The 14,802-nt window shown below is 76.1% G+C and carries 12 protein-coding genes; 7 read left to right on the top strand and 5 right to left on the bottom strand.

The annotated features are described in order from the left end of the window. Window positions 1-652 precede the first annotated feature (652 nt). The 3 genes from eat to eutC are packed head-to-tail and all read left to right on the top strand — an operon-like array spanning window position 653 to window position 4,169. A complete protein-coding gene (eat, locus tag HOP40_RS24030) occupies window positions 653-2,077 on the top strand; it encodes an ethanolamine permease (RefSeq protein WP_172162226.1) in 1,425 nt (474 codons plus the stop codon). Then, the gene (locus HOP40_RS24025; protein WP_172162224.1) at window positions 2,074-3,447 is read left to right on the top strand and encodes an ethanolamine ammonia-lyase subunit EutB; all 1,374 of its coding nucleotides are present in this window, start codon (window positions 2,074-2,076) and stop codon (window positions 3,445-3,447) included. The genes eat and HOP40_RS24025 overlap by 4 nt, the downstream gene beginning before the upstream one ends. After that, complete coding sequence (eutC, locus tag HOP40_RS24020; RefSeq protein WP_172162222.1) at window positions 3,444-4,169, top strand: ethanolamine ammonia-lyase subunit EutC; 726 nt, start codon at window positions 3,444-3,446, stop codon at window positions 4,167-4,169. Before HOP40_RS24025 ends, eutC begins: the two co-directional genes overlap by 4 nt. Before the next feature lie 25 nt (window positions 4,170-4,194). Here the strand turns inward: eutC and metK are convergent, their stop codons facing one another. Next, complete coding sequence (metK, locus tag HOP40_RS24015; protein ID WP_172169018.1) at window positions 4,195-5,394, bottom strand: methionine adenosyltransferase; 1,200 nt, start codon at window positions 5,392-5,394, stop codon at window positions 4,195-4,197. A 231-nt stretch (window positions 5,395-5,625) separates the two neighbouring features. On the opposite strand from metK, the gene HOP40_RS24010 reads away from it, so the two are divergent. Then, entirely contained in the window at window positions 5,626-6,165 is a 540-nt protein-coding gene (locus tag HOP40_RS24010; RefSeq protein ID WP_172162220.1) for an SH3 domain-containing protein, read from the top strand. A 101-nt stretch (window positions 6,166-6,266) separates the two neighbouring features. On the opposite strand, the gene coaBC is transcribed toward HOP40_RS24010, so the two are convergent. The 4 genes from coaBC to mihF are packed head-to-tail and all read right to left on the bottom strand — an operon-like array spanning window position 6,267 to window position 8,690. Then, complete coding sequence (gene coaBC / locus HOP40_RS24005) at window positions 6,267-7,484, bottom strand: bifunctional phosphopantothenoylcysteine decarboxylase/phosphopantothenate--cysteine ligase CoaBC (RefSeq protein ID WP_172162218.1); 1,218 nt, start codon at window positions 7,482-7,484, stop codon at window positions 6,267-6,269. After that, window positions 7,484-7,759 (bottom strand): DNA-directed RNA polymerase subunit omega, encoded by a 276-nt coding sequence (rpoZ, locus tag HOP40_RS24000; protein WP_141276300.1) that lies wholly within the window; start codon window positions 7,757-7,759, stop codon window positions 7,484-7,486. Before rpoZ ends, coaBC begins: the two co-directional genes overlap by 1 nt. Window positions 7,760-7,761: 2 nt before the next feature. After that, window positions 7,762-8,373 (bottom strand): guanylate kinase, encoded by a 612-nt coding sequence (gene gmk, locus HOP40_RS23995; RefSeq protein ID WP_205346893.1) that lies wholly within the window; start codon window positions 8,371-8,373, stop codon window positions 7,762-7,764. 5 nt (window positions 8,374-8,378) lie between these two features. Then, window positions 8,379-8,690 carry an integration host factor, actinobacterial type gene (mihF, locus tag HOP40_RS23990; RefSeq protein WP_172162216.1) on the bottom strand — a complete coding sequence of 104 codons (312 nt, stop codon included), beginning with the start codon at window positions 8,688-8,690 and terminating at the stop codon, window positions 8,379-8,381. A gap of 549 nt (window positions 8,691-9,239) precedes the next feature. Between mihF and HOP40_RS23985 the strand changes: the two genes are divergently transcribed. The 3 genes from HOP40_RS23985 to HOP40_RS23975 are packed head-to-tail and all read left to right on the top strand — an operon-like array spanning window position 9,240 to window position 14,802. Further along, window positions 9,240-9,989, top strand: a complete 750-nt coding sequence (locus HOP40_RS23985; RefSeq protein ID WP_240157243.1) for an ABC transporter ATP-binding protein — start codon at window positions 9,240-9,242, stop codon at window positions 9,987-9,989. A gap of 3 nt (window positions 9,990-9,992) precedes the next feature. Next, window positions 9,993-12,410, top strand: coding sequence for an ABC transporter permease (locus tag HOP40_RS23980; protein WP_172162214.1), 2,418 nt, complete (start codon window positions 9,993-9,995; stop codon window positions 12,408-12,410). Between the two features lie 4 nt (window positions 12,411-12,414). Then, on the top strand, window positions 12,415-14,802 hold the full coding sequence (locus tag HOP40_RS23975; RefSeq protein WP_172162212.1) for an ABC transporter permease: 2,388 nt from the start codon (window positions 12,415-12,417) through the stop codon (window positions 14,800-14,802).

Raw genomic sequence — 14,802 nt, 5'->3', positions numbered from 1 at the left:
GGGCCGCATCGGATCACCGCCGGCCCATGATCACCATCTCGGCAGGGTTTCCGAGCGGATGTTGCTGTTCTCCTGCCCAGACGGTGATCATGAACGATCAGCGGGCCTGTGATGACCAGGAGTGTGGCGCCACGCCCGATCCCGCCGAGCGGTGCCAGCTCCGCCCCCGGCCGCCGACCCCCGACCGCCGGCCCCGAACCTCGGCCATGATCACAACCTCGGCGCACTTCCGGCCGCATGTGGCCCGAACGCGCCCAACTGGTGATCATCCACCCCCGAGCAGCCGGTGATCGTCGGGAGTGTGACACCACGGCCGCGCCGACGACCCTGACGGTGCACTCCCGACGATCACCGACCCCGGCCCGGCGACCGCCCGGCGTCGCGCGGCCGGGGTCCGCCCCGAACCCCGGCCCCCGACCTGCGCGCCGCGCCAGCAGCGCAGCGCCACCCCCGGCCGTCCGCCCCTGACGCCCCCCCACCCCGAACCGGTCAACGGATCGCCCGGCCCGACACGCGACCACGAGCCACTGCGCCGGATGGCCGCGCGCCGTCCGGGTGGAATCCGGGCCCGGGGAAACCTGGACGTGAGACGGGAGCAACATCGCCGCCCTACCGTGCGGGCACCGATCGCCGCACCGGAACCGGAGGCCCCGTGAGCACCTCACCGACCAGCCCCTCCTCCACAGCGGGCGCCGCCGACGACTACCTCGCCAAGCGGCAGCTCAAGAAGGGCGCCGCCGGGTGGGTGCTGCTCGCCGGGCTCGGCGTCAGCTACGTCATCTCCGGCGACTACTCCGGCTGGAACTTCGGGCTCGGGCAGGGCGGCTTCGGCGGCCTGCTCATCGCCGGCGTGCTGATCGCCGCGATGTACACCGCGATGGTGCTGGGGATGGCCGAGCTGTCCTCCGCGCTGCCGACGGCGGGCGGCGGCTACACCTTCGCCCGCCGCGCGCTCGGGCCGTGGGGCGGGTTCGCCACGGGCACCGCCATCCTCATCGAGTACGCGATCGCCCCGGCCGCGATCGCCACGTTCATCGGCGCCTACGTCGAGTCGCTGGGCCTGTTCGGCATCACCGACGGCTGGTGGGTCTACCTGGCCGCCTACGTGATCTTCGTCGGCGTGCACCTGATGGGCGCGGGCGAGGCGCTCAAGGTGATGTTCGTGATCACCGCGATCGCCCTCGTCGGCCTGGTCGTGTTCGCCGTCGCCGCCGTGCCGCTGTTCGACGCCGCCAACCTCACCGACATCCCGCCGACCGAGGCCGCCGGCGCGTCGCCGTTCCTGCCCTACGGCTACCTCGGCATCTGGGCCGCCGTGCCGTTCGCGATCTGGTTCTTCCTCGCCATCGAGGGCGTGCCGCTGGGCGCGGAGGAGGCGCGCGACCCGGCCAAGGACGTGCCGCGCGGCATCATCGCCGCGATGGTGGTCCTGCTCGTCACCGGCGCGGCCGTGCTCGTCCTGGCCACCGGCGCGATCGGGGCGTCGGCGCTGTCGGAGTCGGGCAACCCGCTGGTCGAGGCGCTGGGCACGGGCACGATGGCCACGGTCGTCAACTACATCGGGCTCGCCGGGCTCGTCGCCAGCTTCTTCTCGATCATCTACGCCTACTCGCGCCAGACGTTCGCGCTCTCCCGCGCGGGCTACCTGCCCCGCGTGCTGTCTCTGACCAACGGCCGCAAGGCCCCCACGCTGGCGCTCATCGTCCCCGGCGTGATCGGGTTCCTGCTCTCGCTCACCGGCCAGGGCGCGGTGCTGCTCAACATGGCGGTCTTCGGGGCGGCCCTGAGCTACGTGCTGATGATGGTCAGCCACATCGTGCTGCGCCGCCGCGAGCCCGACATGCCGCGCCCGTACCGGACGCCCGGCGGCGTCGCGACCACCGGGTTCGCCCTCGTCGTCGCCGTCATCTCGGTGATCGCGACGTTCCTCGTCGACAGCATCGCCGCGCTCTGCGCGCTCGGGGCGTTCGCGCTGTTCATGGCCTACTTCGCCCTCTACAGCCGCCACCACCTGGTCGCGCGCGCCCCCGACGAGGAGTTCGCCGCGCTGGCCGCGGCGGAGCAGGAGCTGCGGTGATCAGGAGGATCACCACCGGCGGCCACGGCCACGAGTTCGCCGACCTCGCGACGCTGCTCGCCGCGGCCACACCCGCCCGCTCCGGCGACGTCCTCGCGGGCGTCGCCGCGCGGTCGGAGCAGGAGCGGGTGGCCGCGCAGTGCCTGCTCGCCGACCTGCCGCTGGCCACCTTCCTGGAGGAGCTCGTCGTCCCCTACGAGGACGACGAGGTCACGCGGCTGATCGTCGACTCCCACGACCCGCAGGCGTTCGCGCCCGTCGCGTCGATGACCGTCGGCGAGTTCCGCGACCACCTGCTCGACCCCGCCACCGACCCGACGACGCTCGCCGCGGGGCTCACGCCGGAGATGGTGGCGGCCACCTCGAAGCTGATGCGGCTGCAGGACCTGATCGCGGTGGCGCGGCGCACGCCGGTCGTCACGGCGTTCCGCACGACGCTGGGCCGCCCGGGCACCCTGGCCACCCGGCTGCAGCCCAACCACCCCACCGACGACCCGGTCGGCGTCACCGCGAGCATCGTCGACGGCCTGCTCCTGGGCTGCGGCGACGCCGTCATCGGCATCAACCCGGCCACCGACAGCCCCAACCGCACCGTCGACCTGCTCCGCCTCATCGACGACGTCCGGCAGCGCTACGACATCCCGACGCAGAGCTGCGTGCTCGCGCACGTCACGACGTCGATCGAGGTGATGGAGCGCGGGGCCCCGGTCGACCTCGTGTTCCAGTCCGTCGCGGGGACGCAGGCGGCCAACACGGGGTTCGGGGTGACGCTGGACCTGCTGCGCGAGGCCCACGAGGCGGCGCTGTCGCTGGGCCGGGGCACCGTCGGCACCCAGTGCATGTACTTCGAGACCGGCCAGGGCAGCGCGCTGTCGTCGGACGCCCACCACGGCGTCGACCAGCAAACCCTGGAGGTGCGCGCCTACGCCGTCGCCCGGGCGTTCGACCCGCTCCTGGTCAACACCGTCGTCGGGTTCATCGGCCCGGAGTACCTCTTCGACGGCAAGCAGATCGCCCGCGCCGGCCTGGAGGACCACTTCTGCGGCAAGCTGCTGGGCGTGCCGATGGGCGTGGACGTCTGCTACACCAACCACGCCGAGGCCGACGCCGACGACACCGACGCCCTGCTCACGCTGCTCGGCGTGGCCGGTTGCTCCTTCGTGATCTGCGTGCCCGGCGGCGACGACGTGATGCTGCACTACCAGTCGCTGTCCTACCACGACGCGCTCTACGCCCGGCAGGTCCTGGGCCTGTCCCCCGCGCCGGAGTTCGCGGCGTGGCTGGAGCGGATGGAGCTGCTCACGCCCGACGGGCGGGTCCGCGAGCTGGACTCGCCGGCCGTGCGCGCGCTGACGGCGGGGCTGGCGTGAGCGCCCCGGACCCCCTCGCCCGCCTGCGCGACGCCACCCGCGCCCGGGTCGCGCTGGGCCGGGCCGGGGACGCGCTGCCCACCGCGCGGCTGCTGGAGCTGCGGGCCGCGCACGCCGCCGCCCGGGACGCCGTGCACGACCCGCTCGACGTCGACGCGCTCGTGGCCGAACTGGTCGCGGAGACGGGCGCGGAGCCGCTCGTCGCCACCAGCGCGGCCGGCTCCCGCGCGGAGTACCTGCAGCGCCCCGACCTGGGCCGGCGCCTGGACGGCGGCACGGAGCTGCCCGCGGGCGAGCACGACGTGGTCGTGGTGCTCGCCGACGGGCTGTCGCCGCAGGCGGTGCACGCGCACGGCGTGCCGATGCTGCGGGCCCTGACCGAGCGGCTCGACGGCTGGCGGATCGCGCCCGTCGTCGTCGCCACCCAGGCGCGGGTGGCGCTGGGCGACGAGATCGCGGCCGCGCTCGGGGCGCGCAGCGTCGTGGTGCTGGTCGGCGAGCGGCCGGGCATGAGCTCGACCGACAGCCTCGGCATCTACTTCACCTTCGACGCCCGGCGCGGGCGCCGCGACTCCGAGCGCAACTGCCTGTCCAACATCCGTCCCCCGCACGGCACCGGCTACGACGCCGCGGCCACCACCTGCGTGATGCTGATGGCCGAGGCGAAGCGGCTCGGGCTGTCGGGGGTCGCGCTGAAGGCCGACCCGGCGCTCACGGGGTGAGCGCCGGGCGTCCGGCGTCGGGGCGTCAGGAGCCGCAGGCGCTCTTGAGGGCGTCGGCGCGGTCGGTCGACTCCCACGGCAGCTCGATGTCGCGGCGGCCGAAGTGGCCGTACGCGGCGGTCGGCGCGTAGATCGGCCGCAGCAGGTCGAGGTCGCGGATGATCGCGGCCGGGCGCAGGTCGAAGACGTCCTGGATCGCCGCGGCGATCCGGGCCGGGTCGACGTGCTCGGTGCCGAACGTCTCCACGAACAGGCCCACGGGGGCGGCCTTGCCGATGGCGTAGGCGACCTGCACCTCGATGCGGTCGGCCAGGCCCGCGGCGACGGCGTTCTTGGCGACCCAGCGCATCGCGTAGGCGGCCGAGCGGTCGACCTTCGACGGGTCCTTGCCCGAGAACGCGCCGCCGCCGTGGCGGGCGAAGCCGCCGTAGGTGTCGACGATGATCTTGCGGCCGGTGAGGCCCGCGTCGCCCATCGGACCGCCGACGACGAACCGGCCGGTCGGGTTGACCAGCAGGCGGACGTCGGACACGTCGAGGCCGAGCTCGGCGATCTCCGGGCCGACCACGTGCTCGCGGATGTCGGGGGCGAGCAGGGCGTCGAGGTCGATGTCGGCGGCGTGCTGCGTGGACACGACGACGGTGTCGAGGCGGACGGCCTTGTCGCCGTCGTACTCGATGGTGACCTGGGTCTTGCCGTCCGGGCGCAGGTAGGGCAGCACGCCGGACTTGCGGACCTCGGTGAGGCGGCGCGCGAGCCGGTGCGCGAGCGCGATCGGCAGCGGCATGAGCTCGGAGGTGTCGGTGTTGGCGTAGCCGAACATCAGGCCCTGGTCGCCCGCACCCTGCTTCGCGATCTCGTCCTCGGAGAGCTCGACGCGGCTCTCGTAGGCCGAGTCGACGCCCTGGGCGATGTCGGCGCTCTGCGCGCCGATCGCGACGTTGACGCCGCAGGACGCCCCGTCGAAGCCCTTGGACGACGAGTCGTAGCCGATCTCGAGGATCTTGTCCCGGACCAGGGTGGGGATGTCGGCGTAGGTGTTGGTGGTGACCTCACCGGCGACGTGCACCTGGCCCGTGGTCACCATCGTCTCGACGGCCACGCGGCTGCGCGGGTCGTCGGCGAGCAGCGCGTCGAGGATCGTGTCGCTGATCGCGTCGCACATCTTGTCCGGGTGCCCCTCGGTCACCGACTCGCTCGTGAACAACCGCCGACCCACTGCCACCACGCCCTGCTCCGTCCGTTGGTCCAGATCCCACCGACTCCCGACGGGCCTGATCAGAGCCTGCAGAGTAGTCCAGGCCGCCGGGGCCGCGTCGCGACGTGGGCGGTCACCGTGCGTGACGTCACGCGCGACACGCTCACCGCATCCGGTGGTGTCACGCGTGGTAGCGAATCGGTAACGGAAACGCTCGTTGGACCTCGTTGAAGACCCCCGACGAGAAGAGGAACGACGATGATGGCACGACCGGGCCGTACGGCAGCAGTGGTCGGCGCGGTGGTCGCGGTCAGCGCGACCACCCTCATGGGAGTACTGGCCGGCACCGCCTCCGCGGTGTCCCCCGGCCGCTGCGTCGAGAACGTGAACGTGCGCGCGGAGCCGAGCATCGACTCGCGCATCGTCGCGGTGTGCGAGGCCGGCACCGCGGTCGAGACCGGCCGGATCCGCGACGGGTTCGTGCAGCTCACCGACCAGGGCGGCTGGGCGTCGGAGCAGTACGTGTCCGTCGGCGGGGCCGCCCCGGCGACCGGCAGCGCGCCGAGCACCCGTCCCGCGCCGACCTCGTCGGACGACACGACGAGCACCCCGCGGACCACCTCCCCCTCGAGCCCGTCGACGACCGCCGAGTCGCCGTCGGGCCGCTCGGGCTCGGGTTCGGGCACCAGCACCGCGGACGACGACGCCGACACGACGACCGGCAGCGACGCGTCCGAGGAGCCGGAGGAGGCCGACGACGAGGGCGGCAGCGGCCTCGGCGGCGGTCTGCTGGGCTGAGTCCGGCCCCACGGTCCGCCCGCGGGGCGGCGTCGCTCCGGGTGACCCCGATCACCCGTCGAGTGCCCGCCCCGCGGGGTACGGCCGCCGGCCGGTCCCGCTCAGGACAGGCGCGGCGCCACGGCGTCCCAGACGCGCGAGGCCAGCAGCGCCTTCGAGCCGGGCGCCAGCACGGACTCCGACCCGTCGGCGCCGAGCAGCCAGCCCGCGTTGTCGGGCGTCTCGAACGCCTTGCCCTCCCCCACCGCGTTGACGACGAGCAGGTCGCACCCCTTGCGCGCGAGCTTCGCGCGGGCGTGGTGCAGGACGTCGCCCGACGCGTCACCGGTCTCGGCGGCGAAGCCGACGACCAGCTGGCCCGGCTCCCGCTCGCGCACGAGCTCGGCGAGGATGTCGGGGTTGGTGGTGAGCGCCAGCGGGTCCGGGTCCGCGGACCCCTTCTTGATCTTGTGCTCGGCCAGCGCGACCGGTCGGAAGTCGGCCACCGCGGCGGCCATCACGACCGCGTCGGCGCCCTTCACCGCGGCCAGCACCGCCTCGCGCAGCTCGAGCGCGGAGCCCGCGCGGACGACGTCGACCGAGGCCGGGGCGGCCAGGTCGGCGGTGTGCGCGGCGACCAGCGTGACGTGCGCGCCCCGCTGCGCGGCGACCCGCGCGAGCGCGTAGCCCTGCCGGCCCGACGAGCGGTTGCCCAGGAAGCGCACGGGGTCGAGCGCCTCGCGCGTGCCGCCCGCGCTGACGACGACGCGGCGCCCGGCGAGGTCGCGGGGCAGCGCGTCGGGCCGCTCCAGCAGCAGCCGGGCCAGCTCGGCGATCTCGGCGGGGTCGGGCAGCCGGCCGGGGCCGGTGTCCCTGCCGGTGAGCCGACCCGACGCCGGCTCCAGCACGACGACGCCGCGCTCGCGCAGCAGCGCCACGTTGGCGCGCGTGGCCGGGTGCTCCCACATCTCGGTGTGCATCGCCGGCGCGAACAGCACCGGGCAGCGGGCCGTGAGCAGCGCGGCGGTGAGCAGGTCGTCGGCGCGGCCGTGCGCGGCGCGCGCCATGAGGTCGGCGGTGGCGGGGGCGACGACGACGAGGTCGGCCTGCTGGCCCAGCTTCACGTGCGGGACGGACGGGACGTCGGCGAAGACGCCGGTGTGCACGGGGTGGCCCGACAGCGCCTCGAACGTGGCGGCGCCGACGAACTCCAGTGCGGAGGCCGTCGGCAGCACGCGCACGCTGTGGCCGGTCTCGGTGAGCCGGCGCAGCAGTTCGGCGCTCTTGTAGGCGGCGATGCCGCCCGCCACCCCCAGCAGCACCGAGGGCGGCGTGGTCACTACTGCTCGCCCTCGGTGTGCTCCAGCATGTGGGCCTGGATCTCGCGCATGGCGATCGAGAGCGGCTTCTCGCGCGGGCCCGGCTCCACGAGGGGGCCGACGTACTCGAGCAGGCCCTCGCCGAGCTGGGAGTAGTAGTCGTTGATCTGCCGGGCGCGCTTGGCGGCGTAGATGACGAGAGCGTACTTCGAGCTCACCTGGCCCAGCAGGTCGTCGATGGGCGGGTTGGTGATGCCCTCGGGGAGGGCCCCGGCGACGGGGGCGGTCAGCGGCATGCTCACGAAGAGGACTCCTGCTTGTGTAGTGGGTGCGCACCGTGGGGGGTGGCGACCAGCAACTCTACCAACCGGGCGGCGACCGCCCGCGGCTCGTCGCTGATCACGCACACGTCGAACTCCTCGCGGGCGGCCATCTCCTCGCGGGCGGTCTCCAGCCGGCGGGCGAACGTGGCGGCCGTCTCGGTGCCGCGGCCCTGCAGCCGGCGCTCGAGCTCCTCCATCGAGGGCGGCGCGAGGAACACGCTGACGCACTCGGGGATCTCGCGCTTCATGGCGCGGGCACCGGCGAGGTCGACCTCGACGAGCACCGGGCGGCCGGCGGCGAGCGCCTCCTCGACGGGGCGGCGCGGGGTGCCCGAGCGCTGCAGGCCGCCGTGGATCTCGGCCCACTCGAGCAGGTCGCCGCGGGCGATCATCTCGTCGAACCCGGCGGGGCCGACGAAGCGGTAGTGGCGGCCGTCGACCTCGCCGGGGCGCGGGTCGCGCGTGGTGGCCGACACGGAGAAGAACAGGTCGGGCAGCAGCTCGCGCAGCGCGTCCACCACCCGGGACTTGCCCACGCCGGAGGGGCCGGCCAGGACGATCAGCCGACCCCTCCCGCGCGCGGTCACGTCGCTCAGGCGAATTCGCTGAGCAGCGCCTTGCGCTGGCGGTCGCCCAGGCCACGCAGGCGGCGGCTCGGGGCGATCTCCAGGCGCTCCATGATCTGCCCGGCGCGCACCTTGCCGACGCCCGGCATCGCCTCGAGCAGAGCCGAGACCTTCATCTTGCCGAGCACCTCGTCGGTGTCGGCCTCCTTCAGCACCTCGTCCAGGGACGTCCCACCACGCTTGAGACGCTCCTTCCACTCCGCACGGGCCCGGCGCGCCGCAGCCGCCTTCTGCAGCGCGGCGGCACGCTGTTCCTCGGTGAGTTGGGGAAGGGCCACGGTCTCCTCCGTCGTTCGTCGAATCACCGCCCCGCGGGCCTGCCCCCGGGGTCTGTTCCGAACGTACTCACGACACGTCCGGGAAGGGAAACGGGGGGTGCCACCTGTGGGTTCTCTCTCCCGCCACCCGTACGGGTGATACCACGGGGAGGATCGCCCACACCTCCTCGACGCGCCCGTTCGGCGCATCTCGCCGACCGTCCCCTGGATCACGCCCATGACTGGACGTGTGCGGTCGGCGACGCACGGTGCCCGCGCGGCCGGGTCGTCGCCCACTGCGACCGGACGGGACCCCCGCGCACCGGCAACCGGGCGCGCGACTGCTCCGAGAGAGCGGTTCCGCCGTCGCCCGCGCGGGACGGGGCGGGGTCGCGGACGCCCCGCCCGGCCGCGGTGGGCCGCCGTCGGGGTGGTCGGGACCGGCGGCCGCGACGAGGGGGCTCGCGGCTGCGGCGAGCGGTGGCGGCGGGGCGCACCGGGCCCTCGACCAGCGGCGTCGTCGCCGTCATGCTGTGCGCCGGAGCGGGGTCAGCACACCGAGGAGCCAGCGTGAGCACAGCAGCCGACACGACGGGTGCGGCGGACCCGGCGGACGCGGCGGTCCCGGACGCGGGCCCGCCGGCGACGGGCGGGGCGGTGCGCGTGCGGGGCGCGCGGCGCACCTTCGCCGCCGACCTGGCGCCGGTCCGCGCGCTGCGCGGCGTCGACCTCGACGTGGAGCCCGGCGAGTTCGTCGCGCTGATGGGCCCCTCGGGCTGCGGGAAGTCGACCCTGCTCAACGTCGTGGCGGGGCTCGACGCCGTCGACGACGGGACGGTGGAGGTCGCGGGCGAGCGGATCGACGGCCGCGACGAGGACTGGCTGGCCCGGTTCCGCCGCACCCACGTCGGCATCGTCTTCCAGTTCTTCAACCTGCTCGACGGCGTCTCGGCGCTGGACAACATCGTGCTGCCGGCGATGCTGCACGGGCTGCGCCGGCGGGCCGCGGAGTCCCGGGCCCGCGACCTGCTGGACCTGCTGGGGCTGGGCGACCGCACCGAGCAGGTGCCCGCGGTGCTGTCGGGCGGGCAGCGCCAGCGCCTGGCGATCGCCCGGGCGCTGGCCAACGAGCCGACCCTGCTCCTGGCCGACGAGCCGACGGGCGCGCTCGACACCGAGGGCGGGCTGGAGGTGCTGGAGCTGTTCCGGCGGCTGCACGCGGGCGGCCAGACCATCGTGATGGTCACGCACTCCCCCGACGTCGCCGCCGGTGCCTCGCGGGTCGTGCGGATGCGCGACGGCCGGATCGTGCCGGAGTAGGCGGTGGCGCTGATCGGGATGTGGCTGCGGCTGGAGCTGCGGCGGCGCTGGCGCTCCCTGCTGGTGCTGGCGCTGCTCGTCGCGCTGGCCGGGGGCGTGGTCCTGACCGCGGTCGCGGGCGCCCGGCGCGGGGACTCCGCGCTGGACCGGCTGCTCGCCCGGACCCTGCCCGCCACGCTCGCCGTGCTGCCCAACCAGGCCGGCTTCGACTGGGACGCGGTCCGCGCGCTGCCCGGCGTGGCGGCGGTCGCCGAGTTCGCGGTGACCGGGCCCGAGATCGACGGGATCGGTCCGGAGAGCATCGGGTTCCCCTACGGCGCCGGGGTGATGGACACCATCGAGCGCCCGGTGGTGCTGGAGGGCAGGCTGGCCGACCCCGCCCGCGCCGACGAGGCCGTGATCAGCCCCGCCTTCGCCGAGGCGCACGGCCTGGGGATCGGCGACGTCGTCGACGTGCGGCTCTTCGACCCGGCCACCGTCGACGCCACGGCCACGACCGCCACCACCCCGGCGGCCGACGGGCCGGTCGTCCCGACCCGCATCGTCGGGACCGTGCGCTCCTTCTGGTTCAGCGACGCGCCGGGCAGCAGCGGCGGGATCAGCTCGTCCCCCGGCCTGCTGGAGCAGTACCGCGCGAACCTCCTCGGGTACGAGGAGCAGATCACCGTCAACGCGCTGGTGCGCCTCACCGACGGGGCCGCCGGGGTGCCGGCTTTCCAGGCCGAGCTGGCCGCGCTGACCGGGCGCACCGACATCAGCTCCTTCCACCTCGCCGACCAGGCCGAGCGCACCGCCCGCACGACGGCCTTCGAGAGCGGGAGCCTGCTGGCGTTCGGGCTGGCGGCCCTGGCCGCCGCCGTGGTGCTGGTCGGGCAGGCAGTCGCGCGGTACGCCGCCACCGCCGTGGCCGACCTGCAGGTCCTGCAGGCGCTCGGCCTGCCCCGCCGGCACGCGCTCGTGGCCGCGGCCGCGCCGCCCGCCCTGGCCGGGGTCGCCGGGGCGCTGCTCGCCGCGGCGGCCGCCCTCGCCGCGTCGGCGTGGTTCCCCTTCGGCACGGCGGCGATCTTCGAGCCGGAGCCCGGTCCGGACGCGGACGCCCTGGTGATCGGCCTGGGCGCCCCGCTGCTCGCCGTGCTCGTCGCCGCGGGCGCGGCCGGCGCGGCCCGGCTCGCCACCGCGGCCCAGCGTTCCGGTGCCGCCCCGCGCCGCTCGGCGGTGGCGGCCGCGGCGGCCCGGGCGGGGCTGCCGGTGCCCGTGCTCGTCGGCACCCGGTTCGCGCTCGAACCGGGCCGCGGGCGCTCGGCGCTGCCCGTCCGGCCCGCGCTGGTCGGGGCCGTCACCGGGGTGCTCGGGGTCCTCGCGGCCCTGACCTTCTCCGCGGGGGTCGCCGAGGCCGCCCAGAACCCGGCCCGCTTCGGCCAGACGCACGCCTTCTCGCTCTACCTCGGCTTCAACGGCGAGGACTTCGGCATCCCGGCCGGCCCGGTCCTGGAGGCGATCGCGGCCGACCCGGACGCGGCCGCCGCCCTGGACGCCCGCAGCGGCGTGGTCGACGTCCGCGGCGCGCCGGGGTCGGCCGTGACGCCGGTGACGGTCTACAGCTTCGCGCCGGTCGGGCCCGATCCGTACCCGGCGGTGCTGACCGCGGGCCGCCTACCCGAGCGGCCCGACGAGATCGTGCTCGCGCCCGCGACCGCGGAGGCCCTCGGGGCGGAGGTCGGGGACAGGGTGACGGCACCGGACCGCGGCGCCGCGGGGCTGACCGTCGTCGGGACCGGGTTCGTGCCCAACGGCCCCCACAACAACTACGACGAGGGCGGCTTCCTCTCCGACGCCGGGTACGACGAGCTCGTCGACGGCTTCAAGTTCCACCTGGCCTTCGTCGCGCTGCGCCCGGGTGTCGACCCGGCCGCGGTGCAGGAGCGGCTCGCCGCCGCCGGGGCCGCCGCGGCCGGCTCGCCGGACCCGCTGCCGCTGGAACCGGTCGCCCCGCTCACCGAGGCGGCACAGCTGCGCAACGTCGAGGTCCTGCCCGTCGTGCTCGGCCTGTTCCTCGCCCTGCTCGCGGTCGGCGCCGTCGGTCACGCGCTGGCCACGGCGGTGCGCAGGCGCCGCCATGACGTCGCCGTGCTCCGCGCGCTGGGGATGACCCGCGGGCAGTGCCGCGCCGTCGTCGTCACGCAGGCGACGGTGCTGGCCGCCGTGGGGCTGCTGTTCGGCGTGCCGCTGGGCCTCGCGCTGGGCCGCGTGCTGTGGCGGCTCGTCGCCGACATCACCCCGCTGCAGTACGTCGCGCCCGTCGCGCTGCTCGCGCTGCTGCTCGCCGTCCCCGCGGCCGTGCTCGTCGCCAACGCCCTGGCCGCCTGGCCCGGGCACCTCGCGGCCCGGCTGCGCATCGGGCACGTCCTGCGGGCGGAGTAGGCCGGTGGCGGTGGTCGCGGTGTGGCTGCGCCTGGAGCTGCGGCGCCGGTGGCGCTCGCTGCTGGTGCTCACGCTGCTCGTCGCGCTCTCCGCGGGGGTCGTGCTGACCGCCGTCGCCGGGGCGCGGCGCGGCGCCGGCGCGCTCGACCGGCTCCTCGCGCAGACCCTCCCCGCGACGATCGCCGTGCTGCCCAGCACGCCCGGCTTCGACTGGGACGCGGTCCGGGCGCTGCCGGGCGTCACGGCGCTGAGCGAGTTCGGCGTGGCCCCGGCCGAGGTCGACGGCGTCCCGGTCGACCTCCCGTTCGACCTGCGGCCCGGGACCGTCGAGGTGCCGGTCGTGCTGGAGGGGCGGGCCGCCGACCCGGCGCGCGCCGACGAGGCCGTCGTGACGCCGGGGTACGTCGAGGCGTCCGGCCGCGGCGTCGGCGACGTGGTCACCCTGGCCCTGCCCGACCCGTCCGTCGTGGACGCGGCGGGCCTCGCCGACGGCGGGTCCGCGCCCCCGTCCGCCGGTCCGGTGCTCACCGTGCGGATCGTCGGCGTCGTCCGGTCCTTCGTGCTGGCCGACCGCCCCGGCGACGCACCCGTCCCGCACCCGTCCCCCGGCCTACTCGCGCAGTACCGCCCCCACCTGCTGGGCACCTCGGACCAGGCAGCGCTGCAGGCGCTCGTGCGCCTCGACGGGGGCGCCGCGGCGGTGCCCGCGTTCCAGGCGGCGCTCGTCGCGCTGACCGGGCGGACCGACATCGCCTACCTCGACCTGTCGGCGCAGCAGGCGAAGATCGGGCGGACGCTGGCGTTCGAGAGCGCCAGCCTGCTGGCGTTCGGGCTCGCGGCGCTGGCCGCGGCCACGGTGCTCGTGGGGCAGGCCGTGGTGCGCGGTGCCGGCGCGGCGGCGGCCGACCTGCGGGTGCTCCGCGCGCTGGGCATGCCCCGGCGGCTCGCGACGGCGGCCGCCGCGGCCGGGCCGGCGCTGGCCGGGCTCGCCGGCACCGCACTCGGTGCGGGCGCGGCCGCGGCGGCGTCGGCGTGGTTCCCGTTCGGCACCGCCGCCGGGTTCGAGCCCGACCCGGGTCCCGCCGTCGACGCGCCGGTGCTCGGCGCGGGGGGCGCCGCGCTGGTCCTGCTGGTGGTCGCCGGGGCGGTGCTGGCCGGGCGCCCGGCGCCGTCCGGGAGCGCCGCGGGCGGCCCGCAGCGCTCCGCCGTCGCCGCCGCGGCCGCCCGCGCCGGGCTGCCGGTGCCGGTGCTGGTCGGCACCCGGTTCGCCCTGGAGCCCGGGCGCGGCCGGTCGGCGCTGCCGGTGCGCCCGGCGCTCGTCGGGGCCGTCGCCGGGGTGCTCGGGGTCCTCGCCGCGCTGACGTTCTCCGCCGGCGTCTCCGAGGCCGCGGACAACCCGGACCGGTTCGGGCAGACCCACCGCCTCCAGGCCTGGTTCGGGTACTTCGGGGAGGACCTGGGCGGTCCGGCCGGGCCCGTGCTCGACGCGGTGGCCGCCGACCCGGACGTCACCGGCGTGCTCGACGTCCGCGACGGGGTCGTCGACCTGCGCGCGCCCGGCGGCGGCGCCGGCGCGGCCCGGCCGGTCACCGTCTTCACCGGTCCCCCACCCGGCGGGCGGCCGTTCCCGACCGTGCTGACGGCCGGCCGGATGCCCGAGCGCGCCGACGAGGTCGTCCTGGCCCCGGGCACCGCCCGCGACCTGCGCGCCCGGCCCGGCGACGCGCTGGCGGCCGCCGGACCGGCCGGCGCCGCCCCGCTGACCGTCACCGGCATCGGCTTCGTGCCCGCCGGCCCGCACAACTCCTACGACGACGGCGCCTGGCTCAGCCCGGAGGGCCACGCCGCGCTGGCCGGCACCTTCCGCTTCCACGTCGGGCTGGTCGCGCTGCGGCCCGGGGCCGACGCCGCCGCGGTCGCCGGGCGGCTGGCCGGCGTCGTGGGGCTGGAGCCGGTCGCGTCGCCGTACGAGGCGGGGCTGCTGCGCAACGTGGAGGTCCTGCCGCTGGTGCTGGGCGGCTTCCTCGCCCTGCTCGCCGTCGGCGCGGTCGGGCACGCGCTCGCGACGGCCGTGCGCCGGCGCCGCCACGACGTGGCCGTCCTCCGCGTGCTCGGCATGACCCGGCGCCAGTGCCGCGCCGTCGTCGCCACCCAGGCGGCGGTCCTGGCCGCCGTGGGGCTGCTGTTCGGCGTGCCCCTGGGCCTCGCACTGGGCCGCGTGCTGTGGCGGCTCGTCGCCGACATCACGCCGCTGCAGTACGCCCCGCCCGTCGCGCTGCTCGCCCTGCTGCTCGTCGTCCCGGTCGCGGTGCTCGTCGCCGGCGCGCTGGCCGCCCGGCCCGGGCACCTCGCGGCCCGGCTGCGCATCGGCCACGTCCTGCGGGCCGAGTGA

It is taken from the genome of Pseudonocardia broussonetiae, assembly GCF_013155125.1.
GTDB lineage: Bacteria > Actinomycetota > Actinomycetes > Mycobacteriales > Pseudonocardiaceae > Pseudonocardia > Pseudonocardia broussonetiae.
Note: the sequence above shows the minus strand (reverse complement) of the source record. Positions and strands in the feature narration are given on the sequence as shown.